This is a genomic window from Roseomonas sp. SRI_022 (genome assembly GCF_057586215.1).
Genome location: NZ_JBYCZL010000028.1, coordinates 1 through 20899 on the forward strand (window position 1 = coordinate 1; position 20899 = coordinate 20899).

Here is a 20899-nt window from a genome sequence, read left to right on the forward strand (position 1 = left end):
GATCAGGAGGGTCATGCTGGGTCGGATCCGCCCGTCGGGGACATCATTGTCATTGCGGATTTACGCAAGGAAAAGGGCAGCATCTAGACACTTCCTCGTCGGGCGGCGCGGCCGAGCCAATGCCCCGGCAGCAGGCCAAGGAAGCGCGCCGGCCACAGCGCATCGGCCGCGAAGCCGCCTCGCACCGTACCGAAAGCGGCGCCCAGCGCCCCCTGCCGGAGTTGTACCAGCACCCGATACCCGGTCGCCCAGCCATGCCAGCGGCGATAGGCAGCCCGCGCCGCCGAGCCCCGCGGCAGTTCCGCCAGGCGCGTTCGCGCAGTGTCGAGCAGGTGGCGCGACAGTTTGTCCCGCAGGTCGCCGGCCGCGAAGGTCAGCGACCCGGCATGGGATCGGTAGCGGATCACCGTCGCTTCGATCGTGGCGAGGCGAGGGGCCAGCAGCACCAGGCGCAGCCAGAAATCCTTGTCGGCCGACAGCGGGAAACGGTCATCGAAGGGGCCGAGCCGCTCGATCAGCGTGTGGCGGTAGAAGGCGGCGTTCATGGTGGTGATGCCGCCGATGACATTCGCCTCCGTCAGGCCGTTGGCCGCACCCGACAGGCGCTGCTGCACCACGTCCCGTCCGGCCGATTCGGCGAAGAACTCGGCGGCGCCGAGCACCATCTCGGTGGTGGGGGCAGCGAGCGCGGCCTCGGCCGCTGCGAAGGCACCGGGAGCATAGAGATCATCGCTGTTCAGCAAGCCGATCGCATCACCGCGCGCTGCCCGCAGCCCCTTGTTGATGGCGTCGTAGAGATTGCGGTCCTTCTCGCGGATCACGACCAGATGCGGGTAGCGCGCCAGCACTGCCGCGGTCCCGTCGGTCGATCCGCCATCGACGATGATGTGCTCGAAAGATGGATGACCCTGCGCCAGCACGCTGTCGATCGCAGCGCCGATCGTCGCAGCGCGGTTGAGGCAGGGCGTGACGATGGACAGGCGCGGCGTGGTCATCGCCGCATCAGCCCACGCAGGCGGCGCAGCGCGCTGCCGAGGATGAGGGCTTCCGCCGCTCGCCCCAATGCCGGGGAGAGGCGATCGCACAGCCCGATCAGCCGGATCGCCGCCCGCGCCGGGGCAGCGGCGCGGCCCGCGTCGTCGGCTGCCGCGGCCGCATCGCCCAGCGCCGACAGCACGCGCGCCGCGGCGGCGGCACCGGCTTCGGCGGCGACCAGGCGGCGCCAGGCGTCCCGCTGCACTGGCCCATCCTCGGGCAGGTTGCAGATGGCCAGGACGTCGTCCGCATCGTGTATCGCCATGCCGGCGACCCGGCTGCGCAGCAGCAAGGCAACCAGATCCTGCGCTGTCTGCGGCGGCGCGGTGTCGAGGTCGCGCAGCGTGCTGTCACGGATCAGCGTCGCTTCGGGCACGCCGAGCCCGCGAGGCCCCGCTGGCCCCACATCCCCGGCCAGGAGCCGCACCCAGGCGGCATCGAAGGCGCCGATGCGATGAAGCGTCTCGCCACCCCCGGCGTCGCGGGTGAGGTGGTGTCCGCGGATGAACTGCGCGTCCGGTGGTGCCTCGGCGATGGCGCGGCGCAGCGCGGCGGCATCGTGGCGGACGCCCGGTCCGCCAAGCAGCCGCCACCCCTCAGGTACTGGCGCCGCGACGGCGACGGCGGCACTGCGCGCGGCGATCGCTGCCTTGGGCGTGGCGATGAAGTCGAGCAGCGCGGGGATGCCGGCCTCCCAGCCGGCGCGACCGCGCAGCATGCTCTCCCGCGCCCGCGCGCCGATCTCCCGCGCATGGGTGAAGTCGAGCGGCGTCCGATGCCCCGGCGCGTGCAGCAGGCCGTTCGTGCCGTGGGAGATGTATTCGTTCATCGTCGGCGCATCGGGTGCTACGACGCACAACCCGCGCGCCATGGCTTCGAGGAAGGCCATGCCGATGCCCTCCAGCGGCCGCGGGGCGAAGAAGACATTGGCCGAGGCGATGGCGCCGGCGAAGGCCGACCCGTCGGCCGACCAGGCGGTGCGGACAAGGCGCGCGACATGGGCCGGCGCGGCGCCGGGAAACGGCGCCTCATGGCCCGGATCGGGCGCGTCGTGGATGGCGAATGAGGCGAAGGGCGTGCCGGCGGTCAGGGCGAAGGCGGCCTCGGGCGGGATGTCGCGGCGGCGATACCACAGGAAGCCGCGCAGCGTTTCGAAATCCGTCACCGGCGGCACCGCCGCCGGATCGGGGAAATACTGCACGCGGGCGTGGACCGGCGCCCGGCGCATCACCTCGGCGCGCAGCGCCCAGGAGAAGCAGAGGATCTTCGCCGCATTGAAGGACGGCTTCCAGGTGAAGGCGCCGCCGCGCCACATCGCGTCATGCATCGGCGCGAAGGTGACGCTGGGGTGGCGCCCCGACAGCAGCGCGAAGGCCTCGTGCAACTGCCAGATCACGATGGCGTCGTAGCGGTCCTCGTCGAAATCCGGGGCGGCGCGACGCACCGCCGCCACATCGGCCTCGGCGAAGAAGGCATCGACGCTGGCGTGGCGTTCCAGGAGGTCGAGCAGGAAGCGGCTGGACCCGGTCTTGGCGTGATAGCCAAGGCCGAAGAAGGCGATGCGCACCGCGTGCCCGTCAGCGGACGCTGCGGCATTCGCCGGGTGGCGAATGTCGCGATGTGGGCCGGTGTCGGGCTCTCAGCACGAACTCAGGTGCGCAGCGCGGACTGCTCGAGGAACCAGCGATAGGTCGCTTCGAGCCCCTCGCGGAAGCCGATGCGCGCCTGCCAGCCCAGCGCCCCGATGCGCGAGACATCCATCCGCTTCAGCATGGTGCCGTCGGGCTTCGAGGTGTCCCAGGCGATGCGTCCCTTGAAGCCGGTGACGCGGGCGACCTCGGAGGCCAGCTCGGCGATGGTGATGTCCGTGCCGGTGCCGATGTTGAGGTGGCCTTCGCCGGAATAGGTCCGCAGCAGGAAGGCGCAGGCTTCCGCCACATCGTCCACATGCATGAATTCGCGCCGCGGCGTGCCGCTGCCCCAGCAGGTGACGGTCGGCACGCCATTCTGCGCCGCGTCGTGGAAACGCTGCAGCAGGGCGGGGATGACGTGGCTGCGCGTGGGGTGGAAATAGTCCCCGGGGCCGTACAGGTTGCACGGCATGGCCGAGATGTAGTCGCGCCCGTATTGCCGGCGATAGGCCTGGCACAGCTTGATGCCGGTGATCTTGGCGATCGCGTACCACTCGTTGGTCTTCTCGAGCGGGCCGGTCAGCAGCGCGTCCTCGTTGATCGGGTTCGGCGCCTCGCGCGGGTAGATGCAGGAGGAACCGAGGAACAGCGCACGGTTCACATCGTTGCGGTGCGCCGCCTCGATGAGGTTCGCCTCGATCATCAGGTTGTCGTAGAGAAACTCAGCCGGGTAGGTGTCGTTGGCGAGGATGCCGCCGACCTTCGCCGCGGCGACCACCAGTGCGTCCGGCCTGGTCCTGGCCATGAAGGCCTCGACCTGGTCCTGGCGGCGCAGGTCCACCGTGGCGCGGTCGGAGGTGATGACCTCGGCACCCTGCGCCGCGAGGTGGCGGGCGCAGGCCGCGCCCACCATGCCGCGATGCCCCGCGACATAGACGCGCGCCCCCTTCAGCGGGAAGACCTCGCGTGCGGTCGCGGGCGCGCCGTCAGGCATTGGCCTTCAGCTCCGCGACATCGGCGGCGACCATCTCGGCGGCGAGTTCCGGCAGCTTCACCGTGTGCGACCAGCCAAGCACCCGCTTCGCCTTGGCGGGGTTGCCGATCAGCAGATCGACCTCGGTCGGGCGGAAATAGGTGGGATCGACGCGCACCACGGTGCGCCCGGTCGCCGTGTCGATGCCGACCTCATCCACCCCGCTGCCGCGCCATTCGAGCGTCATGCCCACCTCGGCGAAGGACAGGTCGCAGAAATGGCGGACAGTGTAGGTCTCACCGGTCGCCAGCACATAGTCATCCGGCGTGTCATGCTGGACGATCCGCCACATGCCCTCGACGTAATCGCGCGCATGGCCCCAGTCGCGCCGCGCATCGAGATTGCCGAGCCACAGCGTTTCCTGCTGGCCGAAATGGATCGCCGCGACCGCGCGGGTGATCTTGCGCGTGACGAAGGTCTCCCCGCGGCGCGGGCTTTCGTGGTTGAACAGCACGCCGTTCGAGGCATGCAGGCCATAGGCCTCGCGGTAGTTCACCACGATCCAGTAGCCGTACAGCTTGGCGGCGGCGTAGGGGCTGCGCGGGTAGAACGGCGTGTTTTCGTCCTGCGGCACGGCCTGGACCTTGCCGTACAGCTCCGAGGTCGAGGCCTGGTAGAAGCGCGCGGTCTTTTCCATGCCGAGGATGCGGATCGCTTCCAGCAGGCGCAGCGTGCCGAGCGCGTCGGAATTGGCGGTGTATTCCGGCGTCTCGAAGGACACGGCGACGTGGGACTGGGCGCCGAGGTTATAGATCTCGCCCGGCTGGACCTGCGACAGCACGCGGATCAGGTTGGTGGCATCCGTCAGGTCGCCATAGTGCAGCTTGAAGCTCGCGCCCGGCACATGGCGGTCATGGTATAGATGATCGACGCGGCCCGTGTTGAAGGAGGAGGAACGGCGCTTGATGCCGTGCACCTCATACCCCTTCGCGAGCAGCAGTTCCGCGAGGTAGGAGCCGTCCTGCCCGGTGATGCCGGTGATGAGGGCGACCTTGCGACGATCCGACATCCTGTTCCTTCCGAGGTAGGCCGGCCCGTCCGGCGCTGGCGGCGGGGCCCGAAGCGGGGCTGTCTAGCAGCCGGGGGCGCGCTTCGGAAGGCCCGGCCGTCCGGACCCGGCCGGCCGCGCCATACGGCGGCCGGCAGGGCCGCTCAGGCCCCGGACAGCCGGCGCTTCAGGCCGCGGATCGCCTGCACCAAGCGGGGCGGCACCACCGCCGCGACGCGGGACTTCCAGGACGCGGCGGGCGGGGCACCAACCGGTCCCGCAGCCTCGCGCAGGCTGGCCGCCTCCATCCGGGCACTCAGCCAGGCCTTCTGGAACATCTCGATCCGCCGGCGGTCCCATTCCGGGCTGCCATAGAGCGGGGAGGCGTTCTGGATCGCGAAGACCTCCGGCTGGCCCTTGGCGAGGTCCGAGGACGCGCCGCCGAGGGCGAAGCAGGCCACCGGGGTGCGGATCTGTCGGACCCGCAGCGCCGGGTCGGCCAGGACCTTGAGCCACCAGTCGTAATCGGCATGGCGCCGCCAGCGGAGGTCGAAGGGGCCGGTCCGCTCGAAGACGGCGCGGCGCGCCAGCGTCGCCTGGTGCGGCAGGCAACCGAGCACCATTTCCTCCGCCGCCTGGTCGGGTGGCGGCGGGACGTGGCGATGCTTCACTGGCCCCATCTGCACGTCGAGCGAGCCGTAATAGACGTCGCCATCCGGCTGGCGGGCGATCTCGCGCATCGCGTCCCGCAGCGCGTCAGGGCCGACGAAGGTGTCGTCGGCGTTGAGGAAGATGATGAAGTCGCCGCTGGCGCGCGCCACGCCCTTGTTCATCGCGTCGTAGAGGCCGCGGTCGGGTTCGGACACGACCACCGCCAGCCGGTCCCGGTGGCGATCGAGGATCGCGGCCGTGCCGTCGGTCGAGGCGCCATCGATGATGATGTGCTCGATGGGCGCGTAGCGCTGGCCGGCGACGCTCAGAAGGCAGGCCTCAAGCGTTGCGGCAGCGTTGCGACAGACCGTGATGACGCTGACGAGACCCTTGTTCGGCTCAGATCCTGCCGCCTCGTCCGGTTCCGCCGCCATCACGCCTCCACAGGGCCGACCCGATCCCCGGGGCGGCGCGGTGGGCTTCATAGACCCTCCTCCCGTCATTCCAAGTCCAAAAGAGGCGGCTGGATACCAGGGGGCGGTCATGCGAAGGGCTCGCAGTCACGGATCGGTGATGACCCGCCTTGAGGGCGTGGCCCCGGCTGCAGCGCACGCGTCGCGCTGCTTTTGCTTGACCTACCGCACTGCGTCATTTAGCGCGCCGTCCACGTGATGGTCAGGCGGCGCGTGCCATTCCCGCGCCCCGGCCACGCACCTCCGGAGTTCCTGATGACCGAAACCACGCCGGCGGCGCCCTCCAGCCTTGAACGCTGCGTCGCCCCGCACGCCGACGACCTGCCGGTGCACTTCTTCACCATCGTGCTGAACGGCGAACCCTTCATCCGCTACCACGAGACGATGCTCGCGAAGCTGCCCTTCCGCTGGCACTGGCATGTGGTCGAAGGCGTGGCGGCGCTGCGGCACGATACCGCCTGGAGCACCGCAACCGGCGGCCGCGTCAGCGACGACATCCACCGCGAGGGCCGCAGCAACGACGGCACGAGTGAGTACCTGGACGACCTCGCGCGCCGCTTCCCCGGCCAGGTCACCATCTACCGCAAGCCGCCCGGCGAGTTCTGGGATGGCAAGAAGGAGATGGTGAACGCGCCGCTGCCGAACATCCGGGAATCCTGCCTGCTGTGGCAGATGGATGCGGACGAGCTGTGGACGGTCGATCAGGTGGCGGACATGCGCCGGCTGTTCATTGCCGAGCCCGAGCGTGGCGCGGCCTATTACTGGTGCTGGTACTTCGTCGGCCCCGGCCAGGTGATCAGCACGCGCTTCAACTACGCGCAGAACCCGGGACAGGAATGGCTGCGCACCTGGCGCTTCCAGCCTGGGGATCATTGGGCGGCGCATGAACCGCCCACCCTGGTGCGCCAGGGTCCCGAAGGCGAGGAGCCGGTGAACATCGCCGACCTGTCGCCCTTCACGCATGACGAGACGGAAGCCCATGGCGCCGTCTTCCAGCACTTCGCCTACGTCGCCGCGCCGCAGCTCGGCTTCAAGGAATCCTACTACGGCTACGCCGGGGCGACGGCGCGATGGCGTGAATTGCTGGCGTGGAAGGGGCCGGGCTTCCTCGCCGACTACTTCCCCTGGGTCACCGACAAGACGATGTTCGACGATGCGGCCGCGCATCGCGTCGAACCGATCGCCCGGCCGGATGCCAGCGGCGGCTGGTCCTTCGCCGCGCCGACCGGCGTGAAGGACCGCGGGCCGATTCCCACGACGCCGCGTATCGTCGTCGATGGCGTCTACTGGCAATACCTGTCCTCCGGCATCGGCCGGGTCTGGCAGAGCATGCTCGAGGAGTGGGTGAAGGACGGGCTCGCCGACCATTTCATCGTGCTCGACCGCGCCGGCTCCGCACCCCGCATCCCGGGCGTGCACTACCGGACCATCGCCGCGCATGACTACGGGCGTTGCGGTGCGGATTGCCTCTATCTGGAGCGAATCTGCCGCGACCTCGGGGCGGATCTCTTCGTCTCGACCTACTATTCGACGCCGACCACGACGCCTTCCTTCTTCTTCGGCTACGACATGATCCCCGAGGTCACCGGCCTCGACCTGTCGGACGAGGGCTGGCAGGAAAAGGCGCGCTCCATCCGCCATGCGGCCGGGCATGCGATGATCTCGCGGTCGTCCGCGCGCGACCTCGCGCGGTTCTTCCCCGAGGTCGCCGAGGAAAGCATCGCGCTCACCTATTGCGGCCTCCCGCCAATCTTCACGCCCGCCACCGAGGCGGAGGTGGCGCAGATGCGCACCGGGCTTGGCCTGTCGCGCCCCTATCTCCTGATGGTCGGGGACCGCAGCGGGGCGGGCGGGTACAAGAATGGCATCCTCGCCTTCCGCGCCGCGGAGATCGCCGCGAAGCGCGGCCAGGTCTTCGAGATCGTGTGCATCGGTGGCCTGGCGGATATCGAGCCCGACTATCGCGCCGCCGCCCCCTCGGTGCCGATGCGCCGGATCAAGACGGATGATGCGACGCTGCGGCTGCTCTATGCCGGCGCGCATGCGCTGGTTTATCCGTCCCGCTACGAAGGCTTCGGCATGCCGGTGCTGGAGGCGATGGCCTGCGGTTGCCCTGTCGTGACCTGCGCCAATTCGTCGCTGATCGAGGTGGGCGGGGATGCGGCGATCTTCGTCGATCCCGATGATGCGCCCGGCGCGGCGACCGCGATCCTGTCGCTGACCGACCGGGCGATCCGTGCCGCGCGCGCGTCAGCCAGCATCGCCCAGGCGGCGACCTTCACCACCGCCGCGCAGGCGCGCGACGCGCTGGCCGCCTTCCGCGCCACCATCGACGATTTGGCTGCCGGGCGGCGACCGATGCCCGGGCATGGCTGGCGCGAGTTCCGCAGCTACCAGTCCGGCATCCAGGACTGGCTGCAGCGGCGGCCGGACCTCGCCGCCGAGGCCCTGTCGGGTGTCGGCACCACGGCCCGCGCCGCCGCGCCGGCGAAGCCGTCCGGCGCCTTGCTCCGTGCGCTGGCCGAGATCGACGCGATGAAGAAAAGCCCGTTCTGGCGGCTGCGCGGCCTTGTCATCCGGGCGCTGCGCGGCGCCGGGATGCGGCATCGCGACTGAGCCGGCCGATGCCGCCCCGCGACCGCGATCCGCGCCGCGGCCCACGCCGCCGGCGGGGCTGCTGAGCCATGCGGCTGCTGCTCTGGTACTGGGGCCGGCGAGGCGGTGGCGGGCAGCAGGCGCTGGCACTGGCGAGGGCGCTGGCGCGGCGCCAGGACGTCGCGGTGGCCCTGTCGCTATCCGCGCAATCCGACCTGATCGAGGAGATCCGCGCGACCGGCCTGCCGCTCGATGCGGTGTCGACCTATCGCAGCGCGGCGGGCTTCGCGACGGGCTTCCTGCGCGTGCCCTGGCTCGCCCGGCGGCTGCGGCGCCAGGCGCAGGATTTCCGCGCGGATGCCATCGTCTCGGTGATGACGCATCTGTGGACGCCGCTGATCACCCCGGGGCTGAAGCGGGCCGGGTTGCGTTACGTGCCGATGGTCCATGACGCCGATCCGCATCCCGGCGACCCGGGCCTGCTGTGGGAATGGCGCCTGACGCGGGAACTGGATGCGGCGGAATCGGCGATCGCCTTTTCCGACAGCGTGGCGGCGGGGATCCACCGGCGGCGGCCGGGGCTTCGGGTGCATCGCCTGGCGCTTGGCGCGTTGCTGACCGCCAAGCCGACCGCGCCACGCGCGCCGGGCGACGGGCCGCGCTTCGTCAATTTGGGGCGGCTGCGGGCCTATAAGGGGCTCGACCTGTTGCGCGACGCGTGGCGGCTGGTCCAGCCGCGCTACCCGACCGCGCGGCTGCTGGTGGCGGGGGAGGGCGATGCCGATGCCCTCGCGCCCGGCCTCGCGGCCCTGCCCGGCGTCGAGGTCCGGTCGGGTTGGCTGGCCGAGGACGACATGGCGCGGCTGGTCGCCGGGGCGGACGTCGTCGTGCTGCCCTATCGCGAGGCGAGCCAGAGCGGGCTCGCGCCCTTGGCCCATGGCCTCGGCGTCCCGGTGGTGGCAACGCCCGTGGGCGGGCTGTCCGAACAGGTGCGCGACGGGGTGGATGGCGTGCTGGCCCAGGCTGTGACCGCCGAAGCGCTGGCTGAGGCCATGGCCGCCCTGTGCGATCCTACCCGCCGCGCCGCGCTCGCGGATGGCGCACGGGAGACGGGACGACGGCTCAACGACTGGGATGAGATGGCGGGCGAGTTACTTGGCGCGCTGGCGCAGCCGCGACCCTAAAGCAGATCCCAATCAGGTGGATTCACCTGCTCGGGTGAAGCTGCTGGCGAAAACAAGAGGCTGGAGTCGCCACCGCGAGCCCGTGCGAACGGGAATGGTTCTACAGCCCCGCGGCCGCCAGGACGTCCTCGACCGGCCCATCGGCAGTGATCCGCCCCCCTTCAAGCCGGATCGCCCGGGTGCACCATTTGCGCACCACCGCCATGTCATGCGTCGCGATCATCAGGACGTCGGCGCCGGTGACGAGGGTCGCCAGGCGTTCCTCGGCGCGCGTCATGAACTCCGCGTCGCCGGCCAGGAACCATTCGTCCATCAGCAGGATGTCGGGCGTCATCGCGGTGGCCATGGCGAAGGCCAGGCGGACATTCATGCCGGCCGAGTAACCGCGGATCGGCACATCCAGGAAGTCGCCGAGGCCGGCGAAGCTCGCCACCTCGTCCGCCAGGGCGCGGCCCTCGGCTTCCGTCATGCCGCGGAACAGGGCGCGCAGCACGACGTTCTCGCGGCCCGTCAGCAGCGTGTCCATGCCGGCGGCGGGGTCGATCAGGGACCCGATTTCCCCTTCCACCCGCAGCGTTCCGGCGACCGGTTCATAGACGCCGGCGATGGTGCGCAGCAGTGTCGTCTTGCCCGCCCCGTTCGGGCCGACCAGCGCGACGCGGTCGCCCTTGCCGATCGAGAATGTCAGGTCGCGCAGCGCCGCGACCACCACGCGGTTGTCGGCATCCTGCTTCAGCCGCAGGCGGGACGACGCGAGGATGCGCTGCTTCAGCGACCGCGCGTTGTGGTGATAGAGCGGGAACTCGATGGCGAGCCCCGCCGCGTCGATGGCGGCCATCCGCTCAGACCCAGAAGGCGATGCGCCCGCGGAAGCGGACGAAGAAGGACCAGGCGGCGGCGACCAGGACCGCGGTCCAGGCGAAGGCGGCGATCCAGACCGTGATGCCGCCGGTGCTGCCCATCAGCGGCGCGCGCACCGCCTCCATCACCGCGAAGACCGGGTTCAGCGGCAGGAAGGGCTGCCAGTGGCCGACCATCTCCGGCTTCCAGATCACCGCCGATACGAAGAAGGCCACCTGCATGATCGAGCCGACGATCGGCGGGATGTCGCGAAAGCGCGCGCAGACCATGCCGAGGAATATCGACGCCGCGAAGCCGGCCACCGCCATCAGGGCGAAGGCCGGGATGGCGAGCAGCGCATACCAGGTCGGCGCAACACCGTAGATGGCGAAGACCACGGCGATCAGCGGCAGGTTGTGCGCCGCGATCAGCGCGTTGCGCATCACCACCCGCAGCGCATGCACCGTATAGGGCAACGGCATCTGCCGGATGACGCCTTCGGCGCCGGTCAGGCTGGTGGTCGCGTCGGTGACGACCTGGCTGAGCAGGTTCCACACGATCAGGCTGACCGTCAGCCAGGGCAGGTAGTCGGTCATGTCGATGCGGAACAGCTTCGCGTACAGGAAGCCGAGCGCGCCCAGCATCACCGCCGTGGACAGCGTCAGCCACATCGGCCCGAGGATCGAGCCGCGATAGCGATGCGTAATGTCCCCGCGCGCCAGCGCCCAGGCAAGCCGCCAGCGGGCCAGCCCGCCGGCGAGATCCTCAAGCGCGAGCTCACGCCGGCGTGGGTTCGCGGCATCGAAGGCGTGGACGGGGATGGCGGAACGGGACATGGGCGCGGGCTTCTACACCGTGCCAGCCCCGGCCGGAAGGGCGGGGCCTATTTGCCGCCGCGGGCGTCGACCGGCCCACCGCCATAACCGCCGCCATAGCCACCGCCGGACTGCGCGCCGCCATAGGGCGCGCCATAGGCCACCGGCCCACCAGCCCCGGCGCGCGACAGCCGCACCCGGTCGGTCTGGGTCATGATCACGCGCTCGCCCTCCGCGAGGTTCAGCTCATTGGTCTGGATCACCGAGCGCATCTGGCCGTTGTCGTCCCGGATGATGAATTCCATGGCATTGCCGCGGGTCGTCCCTTCCTCGATGAGGCCGCCGGCCACCCCGCCCGCCAGCGCGCCGACGACCCCCGCCACCGTGCGGGCGCGCCAGTCGCCGCCGATGGTGCTGCCGAGCACCCCGCCAGCCACCGCCCCGGCCCCGGCGCCAATGCCCGTCCGCGACCCCTGCACCGCCACCGGCCGCATGCCGACGATGGTCCCGGAGGAGACATAGCCCGAGGCGCCGAGCATGGAGCGGTCCACCGTCGAGTTACCGGCCGGGGCGCAGGCAGCGAGGCCGGTCCCGAGCGCCAGCACGACGGCGAGCGGGGCGAGGCGGCGGAGTTCGAACGTCATGCAACTCTCCAGGGTCTTGCGGTCGGCTTGGGCCGGATCATCACGCGAGTCGCCTCGTTATGGCCATAGTGTGATGGTGGCCTCCATCCGTAGGACAGACGGCCGGCCCGGGCACACCACATGCAGCGATGCGCCCGCAATGCTTGACCGGGTGGCCGGCCCTGGCCTACGCAACGTTTCAGCGTATTGCAGTCAACGCCCGCGAGCGGGCCTGCCCGGAAGGGCCGGAGGGGGATTTCCGGCCTTTCACCACAACGGGTTGGCTTGGCCACGCGGCGGCAAGGGGACCAGGGGGTATGACCGGACGCTTGAAGAACGGCGGGAGAGCCGTTCTGGTCGCCGCGGTGCTGTCGATGCTGGCAGCATGCGCGCAGACGACCCAGCGCAGCGCGGGCAACGGGCCCTACTACAACCGTCCTGACAGCACCTCGCCGCCCGGCCCGCCGGGCGATCCGTGGGGTCCCTGGATCCGTGACGCCTCCCGCCGGTTCGACGTGCCGGAGGGCTGGATTCGCGAGGTCATGCGCCAGGAAAGCGGCGGCCGCGCCAATGCCACCAGCCCGGTCGGCGCGATGGGCCTGATGCAGGTGATGCCCGGCACCTACCGGGAACTGCAGGCCCGCTACAACCTCGGTTCCGACCCGTACCATCCCTATGACAGCATCCAGGCCGGCGCGGCCTATCTGCGGGAGATGTACGAGCTCTACGGCAACCCCGCCTTCCTCGCTGCCTACAATGCCGGCCCCCGCCGTCTCGAGGATTACCTGTGGGGCGGCCGTGGCTTGCCGAACGAGACGCGCAACTACGTCGCCCGCATCGGACCGCGCATCGAAGGCATCCACCCGAACCGCCGCGCGCCGGCCGAGGTCTATGCCGCGGCTGATATCGGCACGCGCATCGCGCCGGGCCCGCGCCCGATGACCGGCGGCACCGCCTACGCCCTGCGTGAGCAGCGCCAGGCGCCGGCCCCGGTGCAGTACGCCGCCGCCCCGCCGCCTCCGCCGGCCGCTGCGCCGGTCCAGGTGGCGAGCCTCGCCCCCATGGCGCCGCCGCCGCCGGCCCCGCCCGGCGGCGCGCCGACCTACATGACCGGCGCCGAGAACCCGACCCTGACGGCCAGCGCCCGCGCCGCCCTGGCCGAGGCCGCCCGCCAGTCGGAGATCGAGCGCGGCCAGCAGCAGGCCGACGAGCCTGCCCCGGCACGCGCCCCGGCCATCGTGGCCTCCGCGCTGGCCGCGCCCGAGCGCCGCACCCCGGCCGCGTCCCCCTTCCGGGGCTTCGGCCTGGTTGGCTCCGCGCATGCCGGCACGCTGCCGTCGGCGCCGCTGCCCGCGCCGCCGGTCCACCAGGCCCTGGCTGCACCGGCCCCGGCGCCCGCGCCGGCCGCCGCCGCCGGCGGCAATGGCTGGTCGGTCCAGGTCGGCGCCTTCGCCTCCGAGAACCTGGCCCGCACCACGGCCAACCAGGCGCGCGACACGGTGGCCACGATGGGTACCCGGACCGCGGTCACGCCGGTGCGCCAGGGTGCCGCGACGCTGTACCGCGCGCGTGTGACTGGCCTGAACCGCAGTGCCGCCGAGCAGGCCTGTTCGCGTCTGCGCAGCCGTGGCGCCTGCACCGTGGTCGCGCCCGGCGCCTGACCTCGGTCGCATCCGAAATCGTGAAGGGCCGCGGCCGCAGGGTCGCGGCCCTTTTCATGTCCGCCGCTCGCGATACTGCATGAACATGGCGGCGTGATCGCTCCTGCATGGCGAAGCGACGCCCGACCGACCGATCGGTAGGGCCGACATATCCATTCCCTTCGCATCAGCCATGTCCGTGCATCGGAATGCGGGCCAAGCCCCCTTGTCGCCCGGCGATGCGGGCGCCACCCTGCGGCCCCGAACGAATGGAGGAATGTCCATGCCAGCCGAAGGCGGCCCAGCGCGACCAATGCGACCCGAAGCAGGGTTCTCGGCTCTTGATGCCATGGTTCGCCCGCGCTCCGTCGCCATCATCGGGGCTTCGGACGATGCGACACGGATCGGCGGTCGGCCGATCGCCTACATGAAGAATCAGGGCTTCGCCGGCGCCATCCTGCCGGTGAACCCGAATCGCGCGACGGTGCAGGGGCTGCCGGCCTTCGCCTCGGTCTCCGCCCTGACGCAGGTGCCTGACGTCGCTATCGTGGCGGTGCCGGGTGAAGGCGCGGTGCAGGCGGTGGCCGACCTGGGTGCGAAGGGCTGCCGCGCGGCGATCGTCTTCACCGCCGGTTTCGCCGAGGTGGATGAGGCCGGTGCCGCCATGCAGGACCGGCTGGTCGCGGCCGCGCGCCAGCATGGCATGCGCATCCTCGGGCCGAATTGCCTCGGCCTGTTCAATGCGGCGGTCGGTTTCTACCCGATGTTCTCGACATCCTTCGAGCAGGGCTGGCCGATCCGGGGCAATATCGGCATCGCCTCGCAGTCGGGAGCCTATGGCACGCATGTCTTCGCCGTCTCGCGTGCGCGCGGCCTTGGCACCACGGTCTGCGTGACCACGGGCAATGAGAGCGACGTCTCGCTCGGCGAAGTGATCGGCTGGATGGCGCAGGCGCCGGAGGTCGAGGTGATCTGCGCCTATGCCGAGGGGATCCGCGAGAGCGAGCGCTTCATCGCGGCACTCGATCTCGCGCGGCGCAACCGCAAGCCGGTGGTGATGATGAAGGTGGGCCGCTCGGAACTCGGCGGTCATGCGGCGAAGTCGCATACCGCGTCGATCGCAGGCGACGATGCGGTGACCGAAGCGGTGCTGCGCGAATTCGGCGTGGTGCGCGCCAGCACGACGGAACAGATGCTCGACATCGCCTATGCGGCGTCGCGGCGGATCTATCCGGCGCGCAACAGCCTGGGCGTCATCACGGTCAGCGGCGGGGCGGGGGTGCTGATCTCCGATGCGGCGGAAGCGATGGGTGTGCCGATGCCGGAAATGCCGGCGGAGGCGCAGGCCCATCTGAAGTCGCTGATCTCCTTCTCCGCGCCGCGCAATCCGGTGGATTGCACCGCCCAGGCGGTGAACCAGACCGAGATGTTCGAGCATTTCCTCGAATACACCGCGGATGCCGGCGGCTATGCCTCGATGCTGGTGTTCCTGACCCAGACCGGCGGGTCCACCACCATGGCGCCGAAGCTGCGGCCCTATCTGAAGCAGGCGCGGGACAAGTTCGCCGACCGGCTCTGGGCGCTGTCCGTCATCGCATCCCCCGACAAGGTGAAGGGGTATGAGGAGGACGGGTTCCTGGTGTTCGAGGACCCGACGCGCGCGGTCGCGGCCATCGAGGCTATGGGCCGCTTCGGCGCTGCCTTCGCCACGCCGCCGGCGGAGGAGGTCGTCGTCCCGTCCGTGCGGTTGCCCGCGACCACCCCGACCGAGGCGGAAGGCAAGCGCATCCTCGCCGCCGCGGGCGTGCCCGCGGTGCCAGAGAAGGCCTGCGTATCCGTCGCCGATGCGGTCGCCGCCGCCGAATCCTTCGGCTATCCGGTGGTGGCCAAGATCCTGTCACCCGACATCCTGCACAAGAGTGAGATCGGCGGCGTCATCCTGGACCTCGCCGATGCCGATGCGGTGCGGGAGGCGCATGCGACCTTGCTCACCCGCGCCGCTGAACGCGCGCCCGGCGCGCGCATCGAAGGCGTGTTGATCGCCAAGCAGATCATGGGTGCGGTCGAGATGGCGCTTGGCGTCGCGCGCGACCCCGTATTCGGGCCGGTGGCGATGGTCGGCCTCGGTGGCGTCTTCATCGAGATCCTGAAGGACGTGTCCTTCCGCCGCTGCCCATTTGGCAACGCGGAGGCCGAGGCGATGATCCGATCGCTGAAGGGCTTCCCGCTGCTGGATGGCGCGCGCGGGCGACCGAAGGCGGATGTGAAGGCGCTGGCCTCCGCCCTGTCGGCACTGTCGCGCTTCGCCGCCGGTGCCGGCGACCGGCTGGCATCGGTCGACGTGAACCCGCTGCTGGTGCTGCCGGAGGGCCAGGGCGCCTTCGCGGCCGACGCCGTGATCGAGATCGAGGACACGCATTGATGGCCATCAACCACGACCACCTGCTGAACTACCCGATCCCGGAGATCCGCCAGACGATCCGCTGGCAGGATACGGCGCTGTACAATTTCTCCATCGGGCTCGGGCAGGCCCCGATGGACCAGAAGCAGCTCGACTTCCTGTATGAGCCGCGGCTGCGGGCGATGCCGTCCATGGCGGTGGTGCTCGGCTATCCCGGTTTCTGGATCCGCAACCCCGATACCGGCGTCGATTGGACGCAGGTGCTGCATGGCGAACAGTCGATCATCCTGCACAAGCCGCTGCCGGCGGAAGGCGAGATCATCGGGAAATCGCGCATCACCTCCATCGTCGATCGCGGACCCGGCAAGGGCGCGATGCTCTACAATGAACGCGTCGTGACGGATGCGAAGACGGGCGAGAAGCTCGCGACACTTGAAGGCACCACCTTCGCGCGCGGCGATGGCGGCTTTGGTGGACCGAGCGGGCCGATCAAGAAGCCGCATGCCGAACCGGACCGCGCGCCCGACCTGACGGTCGATCTCGCGACACGGCCGGAACAGGCGATCGTCTATCGCCTCAATGGCGATCACAACCCGCTGCACATCGATCCCGAGGTTGCGGCCAGGGCGGGCTTCAAGCAGCCGATCCTGCATGGGCTGTGCACCTTCGGCGTGGTCTGCCACGCGCTGATGAAGGCGCTGTGCGGATACGACCCGGCGCGCTTCGGACGGATGGATCTGCGCTTCTCCTCCCCGGTGTTCCCGGGCGAGACGATCCGCACCGAGATCTGGCACGAGGAGGGCGGTGCGGCCTTCCGTGCCCGCGTGGTCGAACGCGACAAGGTGGTGGTCAGCAACGGGCTGTTCCGCCATCCGGGTGCGGCGGCATGAACGCCGCCGAGCGTGCCGCGCGCTTCGCGGCCCTGCACGAGTCCGGTTGCTTCGCGCTGCCGAACGCCTGGGATGCCGGCAGCGCGCGCGTCATGGCGCATGCCGGCGCGGTCGCCATCGCGACGACCTCCGCCGGCATCGCCTGGCAGCTCGGCCGGCGCGACTATGCGGTGAGCCTGGCGGAATCGCTTGAGAATGCGCGGGTGCTGATCACGGCGACGGAGCTGCCGGTCTCGGCGGATCTGGAGGACGGGTTCGGCCCATCGCCGGAGGATTGCGCTCGGACGGTGCGCGCGGCGGGCGAGGTCGGTCTCGCCGGCTGCACCATCGAGGATACGACACGCAACCCGGCCTCCCCGATCCACGATTTCGACCATGCCGTGGCGCGTGTTCGCGCGGCGGTGGAGGCGGCACGTGCGATCGGCCGGCCCTTCGTGCTGACGGCGCGCGCGGAGAATTTCCTCAACGGGCGGCCGGACCTCGACGACACCATCCGCAGGCTGGTGGCCTTTGCCGAGGTGGGGGCGGATTGCCTCTACGCGCCGTTCCTGCCGGACATGGACGCGATCGCGAAGGCGGTGGCGGCCGTGGCGCCGAAGCCTGTCAACGTGCTGGCCGGCCCGCGGTCGGGCTTCGTGCCGATGGACGCGCTGGCCAAGGCCGGGGTTCGCCGGGTCAGCGCCGGTGGGCTGCTGGCGCGCGCGGCCTATGCGCACACGATCGAGATGACGCGGGCGATGCTGGCGGGCGACCTGCCGCGGCTGGCGAGCATCCCACCCGGGGCTGAACTGAATGCCGCCATGCGCGGTGAGGGAGACTGATTCAGGTGATCAACAAGATCGTTCAATCCATGGCCGACGCCATGGCCGGCATCAAGGACGGATCGACCGTGCTGATCGGCGGCTTCGGCGCGGTCGGACAGCCCGACGAACTGATCGAGGCGCTGATCGAACAGGGTGCCACGGACCTCACCTGCGTCTGCAACAACGCGGGCACGGGCCGCGTCGGCCTCGCACGGCTGATGGAACTCGGGCGCGTGCGGAAGATCATCTGTTCCTTCCCGCGTTCCGCCGGCTCCGTGGTGTTCGAGGAACTGTACCGCGCCGGCAAGATCGAGCTGGAGATCGTGCCCCAGGGCACCATGGCTGAGCGCATGCGCGCCGCGGGTGCCGGCGTGCCGGCGTTCTTCACCGCGACCTCGGTCGGCACGATCCTGGCCCATGGCAAGGAGGAGCGGGAGTTCAACGGCCGCCGCTATGTCATGGAGCACGCGCTGAAGGGCGATGTCGCGCTGGTCGAGGCCTGGGAAGGCGATCGCTGGGGCAACCTGACCTATCGCGCGTCGGGTCGGAACTTCAACCCGGTGATGGCGATGGCGGCGGACCTGACGATCGCGCAGGTGTCGCATCTCCGCGAATTGGGTGAGCTGGTGCCAGAGAATGTGCACACGCCGGGCATCTTCGTGCAGCGCGTGATCCATGTGGATCGCGGGCCGGACTGGGCTTAAGCGTCGGGACAGGAGGACGAGACATGCAAGGCTTCGACCGCAAGGCCATGGCCGCGCGCCTGGCGCAGGACATTCCCGAGGGCTGGTACGTCAATCTCGGCATCGGCATCCCGACCATGGTCGGTGACTACGTGCCGATGGACCGCGAGGTGATCCTGCATTCCGAGAACGGCATCCTCGGCATGGGCCCGGCGCCGGCGAAGGATGCGATCGACCCATGGCTGGTGAATGCCGGCAAGCAGCCGGTGACGCTGCGGCCCGGCGGGTCCTACTGCCATCATGCCGACAGCTTCGCGATGATCCGCGGCGGGCATATCGACCTGTGCGTGCTCGGGGCCTTCGAGGTCGCAGCGAATGGCGACATCGCGAATTGGGCGACGAGCGAGAACGACACCGCGCCGGCCGTGGGTGGTGCGATGGACCTCGGCGCCGGGGCGAAGCGGCTGTGGGTGATCATGGAGCACACCACCAAGGACGGTCGCCCGAAGCTGGTGGAGACATGCGCCTATCCGCTGACGACGCCAAAGGCCGTGAAGCGCGTCTACACAAATCTCGGCGTCTTCGAGATCGTGCCCGAGAAGGGCTTCGTGGTGGTGGACCTCGCCCCCGGCGTGACGCTGGAACAGGCGCAGGCGGCTTCGGGCGCGACGCTGCACACGCAGTGACGCTTTGCGCCTCGCCACCGGCGAGGCGCCCAGACAGAAAAAGGGTGGGGGTTCGGGGGAGGTTCTCCTCCCCCGACCTTCCTTGAGGAAGCGATGAGCCAAGCACTCGACGACCGATCCGAATCCATACGCATGATCCGCGACAGCGCGGGTGCCGTTGCGCCGCGCGGCGGTGACACCAAGCGCGTGCGCGCCCTGCGCTTCGCCAATCCCGGCTTCGACCGCGCCGTGTTCGCCGAGATGGGCGCGCTTGGCTGGATCGGCCTCGGCGTGGCTGAGAATGATGGCGGCGCCGGCCTTGGCTTGTCGGAAGCCGTTGCGCTGACCGAGGAGATCGGCGCCGGCCTCGCGCCGGAGCCGCTGGTCCCGGCGATGCTCTCGGCGCGCCTGCTGGCGGCATCCGATGACAAGGCGCTGCTCGCCCCGCTGCTGGAAGGTGCGAAGGTGGTGCTGACCGCCTGGCAGGAGAAGGCGGACAGCATCGCCGTGCCCGGCACCGGCGATGCGCCGCGGGTATTCGTCCCGATGGCGGCCGGTGCCGACGCCTTCCTGCTGCCGGTGCGCGAGGGCAACCGCATCGCGCTGGTCAGCCTGCCGGCGGCCGGTGCGGATGTGGTTCTCGAGAAGACCATGGATGGCGGCAATGTCGGCACGCTGCGCGCCGACCTGTCCCGAGCGAGCCGCATCGCCGACGATATCGGCGCGGTGGTGGAGCAGGCGCTGGACGAGGCCGCGCTGGCGACCGCCGGGCATATGCTCGGGCTGATGGAGAAGGCGTTCGAGCTGACGCTCGGCTACCTGAAGACCCGTCAGCAATTCGGCCGCATCATCGGCACGTTCCAGTCGCTGCAGCATCGCGCCGCGGATCTGAGGATCCATATCGCGCTGACGCGGGCGGCGGTGGAAACGGCGGCCGCGGTGCTCGATTCCGGCGCGACCGGCGCGGTGCGGCAGGCGGCGGTGTCCAAGGCGAAGCATCGCGCGGCGGAGAGCGGGTTGCTCGTGCTGCGGCAATGCATCCAGCTGCATGGCGGCATCGGATACACGGACGAATACGATGTCGGGCTGTATCTGCGGCGCGGCATGGTGATCGCGAACCAGTATGGATCGGCGAGCCTGCATCGCCGGCGATTCATGGCCCTGGCGCCGGAGGATGTGGAATGAGCGAGGCCGCACGCGTTGATGAGGCGATGGACGGCAACGTCCTGGTCCTCACCATCAACTACCCGCAGCGGAAGAACGCGATCGCGCTCCCCGTGCGCCAGGCGCTGGAGGATGCGATCGAGCGTGCCCATACCGACAAGGCGGTACGCGCGATCGTTGTGACCGGCGCGGGCGGGACCTTCTGCGCCGGTGGCGACATCTCGGCGATGGATGTCGGCGGCGCGCTGGACGGGCGCGAGCGCATGCGGCGCACGCACCGGCTGGTGCGGCTGATGGCGCGTGGCGCGAAGCCCATCGTCGCGGCCGTGGAAGGCTGGGCGGCGGGCGCCGGCATGGCCGTGGCCTGCGCCTGCGACACCGTCGTCGCCGCCGAGGATGCGCGCTTCGTCGCCGGCTTCCACAAGATCGGGCTGATGGCCGATATGGGGCTGCCGTGGTTCCTGCCGCGCCGCGTCGGCATGGGGCGGGCGCGGCGCATCCTGTTCTACCACGAGGTGGTGAACGCACCGGAAGGCGAGCGGATCGGTCTGGTGGATTACCTCGCAGCCCCGGGCAAGGCGCTGGAGGTGGCTTTGGAGAAGGCGCGCTTCCTCGCCGCCGAAGCTTCGGCGCCGATCGAGTTGACCAAGAAGATCCTGTCGGAAGGCCTCGACGAGGCGCTGGCCGATGAGCAGACCTTCCAGGGCCTGCTGTTCACCACACCCGACTTCCAGGAAGGCCGCGCGGCGTTCCTCGAGAAGCGCAAGCCCAAGTTCGGAGGCTGA

The 20899-nt window shown here is 70.2% G+C and carries 18 protein-coding genes; 10 read left to right on the forward strand and 8 right to left on the reverse strand.

What is annotated here, in order from left to right; all coding sequences use genetic code 11:
- Positions 1–83 precede the first annotated feature (83 nt).
- The 5 genes from AC2YHJ_RS22395 to AC2YHJ_RS22415 all read right to left on the reverse strand — a co-directional run bounded on the left by AC2YHJ_RS22395 (position 84) and on the right by AC2YHJ_RS22415 (position 5772).
- Positions 84–995, reverse strand: coding sequence for a glycosyltransferase family 2 protein (locus AC2YHJ_RS22395; protein WP_487398399.1), 912 nt, complete (start codon positions 993–995; stop codon positions 84–86).
- Positions 992–2602 (reverse strand): glycosyltransferase, encoded by a 1611-nt coding sequence (locus tag AC2YHJ_RS22400; RefSeq protein ID WP_487398400.1) that lies wholly within the window; start codon positions 2600–2602, stop codon positions 992–994. The genes AC2YHJ_RS22395 and AC2YHJ_RS22400 overlap by 4 nt, the downstream gene beginning before the upstream one ends.
- Positions 2603–2685: 83 nt before the next feature.
- Positions 2686–3660 carry a GDP-L-fucose synthase family protein gene (locus AC2YHJ_RS22405; RefSeq protein WP_487398401.1) on the reverse strand — a complete coding sequence of 325 codons (975 nt, stop codon included), beginning with the start codon at positions 3658–3660 and terminating at the stop codon, positions 2686–2688.
- On the reverse strand, positions 3653–4708 hold the full coding sequence (gmd, locus tag AC2YHJ_RS22410) for a GDP-mannose 4,6-dehydratase (protein WP_487398402.1): 1056 nt from the start codon (positions 4706–4708) through the stop codon (positions 3653–3655). The genes AC2YHJ_RS22405 and gmd overlap by 8 nt, the downstream gene beginning before the upstream one ends.
- Positions 4709–4851: 143 nt before the next feature.
- Positions 4852–5772, reverse strand: coding sequence for a glycosyltransferase family 2 protein (locus AC2YHJ_RS22415; RefSeq protein WP_487398403.1), 921 nt, complete (start codon positions 5770–5772; stop codon positions 4852–4854).
- Positions 5773–6066: 294 nt separating this feature from the next.
- Between AC2YHJ_RS22415 and AC2YHJ_RS22420 the strand changes: the two genes are divergently transcribed.
- Together AC2YHJ_RS22420 and AC2YHJ_RS22425 are read left to right on the forward strand one after the other, a co-directional pair.
- A complete protein-coding gene (locus AC2YHJ_RS22420) occupies positions 6067–8427 on the forward strand; it encodes a glycosyltransferase family 4 protein (RefSeq protein WP_487398404.1) in 2361 nt (786 codons plus the stop codon).
- Between the two features lie 68 nt (positions 8428–8495).
- Complete coding sequence (locus AC2YHJ_RS22425; protein WP_487398405.1) at positions 8496–9590, forward strand: glycosyltransferase family 4 protein; 1095 nt, start codon at positions 8496–8498, stop codon at positions 9588–9590.
- A 100-nt stretch (positions 9591–9690) separates the two neighbouring features.
- Here AC2YHJ_RS22425 and AC2YHJ_RS22430 read toward each other — a convergent pair whose 3' ends face one another.
- Genes AC2YHJ_RS22430 through AC2YHJ_RS22440 form a run of 3 tightly spaced genes read right to left on the reverse strand, consistent with a single transcriptional unit; the run spans position 9691 to position 11889 of the window.
- Positions 9691–10428, reverse strand: a complete 738-nt coding sequence (locus tag AC2YHJ_RS22430) for an ABC transporter ATP-binding protein (protein WP_487398406.1) — start codon at positions 10426–10428, stop codon at positions 9691–9693.
- 4 nt (positions 10429–10432) lie between these two features.
- On the reverse strand, positions 10433–11266 hold the full coding sequence (locus AC2YHJ_RS22435; RefSeq protein ID WP_487398407.1) for an ABC transporter permease: 834 nt from the start codon (positions 11264–11266) through the stop codon (positions 10433–10435).
- 47 nt (positions 11267–11313) lie between these two features.
- A complete protein-coding gene (locus tag AC2YHJ_RS22440) occupies positions 11314–11889 on the reverse strand; it encodes a glycine zipper 2TM domain-containing protein (protein WP_487398408.1) in 576 nt (191 codons plus the stop codon).
- A 296-nt stretch (positions 11890–12185) separates the two neighbouring features.
- On the opposite strand from AC2YHJ_RS22440, the gene AC2YHJ_RS22445 reads away from it, so the two are divergent.
- From AC2YHJ_RS22445 to AC2YHJ_RS22480, 8 genes are all read left to right on the forward strand, one after another.
- Positions 12186–13529, forward strand: a complete 1344-nt coding sequence (locus AC2YHJ_RS22445; protein WP_487398409.1) for a transglycosylase SLT domain-containing protein — start codon at positions 12186–12188, stop codon at positions 13527–13529.
- A 328-nt stretch (positions 13530–13857) separates the two neighbouring features.
- The gene (locus AC2YHJ_RS22450) at positions 13858–15930 is read left to right on the forward strand and encodes an acetate--CoA ligase family protein (protein WP_487398410.1); all 2073 of its coding nucleotides are present in this window, start codon (positions 13858–13860) and stop codon (positions 15928–15930) included.
- Positions 15930–16799, forward strand: coding sequence for a MaoC family dehydratase (locus AC2YHJ_RS22455; protein WP_487398411.1), 870 nt, complete (start codon positions 15930–15932; stop codon positions 16797–16799). The genes AC2YHJ_RS22450 and AC2YHJ_RS22455 overlap by 1 nt, the downstream gene beginning before the upstream one ends.
- Positions 16796–17620, forward strand: a complete 825-nt coding sequence (locus AC2YHJ_RS22460; RefSeq protein ID WP_487398412.1) for an isocitrate lyase/PEP mutase family protein — start codon at positions 16796–16798, stop codon at positions 17618–17620. The genes AC2YHJ_RS22455 and AC2YHJ_RS22460 overlap by 4 nt, the downstream gene beginning before the upstream one ends.
- A gap of 5 nt (positions 17621–17625) precedes the next feature.
- A complete protein-coding gene (locus AC2YHJ_RS22465) occupies positions 17626–18306 on the forward strand; it encodes a 3-oxoacid CoA-transferase subunit A (protein ID WP_487398413.1) in 681 nt (226 codons plus the stop codon).
- A 23-nt stretch (positions 18307–18329) separates the two neighbouring features.
- The gene (locus tag AC2YHJ_RS22470; RefSeq protein WP_487398414.1) at positions 18330–18971 is read left to right on the forward strand and encodes a 3-oxoacid CoA-transferase subunit B; all 642 of its coding nucleotides are present in this window, start codon (positions 18330–18332) and stop codon (positions 18969–18971) included.
- Between the two features lie 93 nt (positions 18972–19064).
- Positions 19065–20135: an acyl-CoA dehydrogenase family protein gene (locus tag AC2YHJ_RS22475; RefSeq protein ID WP_487398415.1), complete on the forward strand. Its 1071-nt coding sequence runs from the start codon at positions 19065–19067 to the stop codon at positions 20133–20135.
- Positions 20132–20899, forward strand: coding sequence for an enoyl-CoA hydratase/isomerase family protein (locus tag AC2YHJ_RS22480; protein ID WP_487398416.1), 768 nt, complete (start codon positions 20132–20134; stop codon positions 20897–20899). The genes AC2YHJ_RS22475 and AC2YHJ_RS22480 overlap by 4 nt, the downstream gene beginning before the upstream one ends.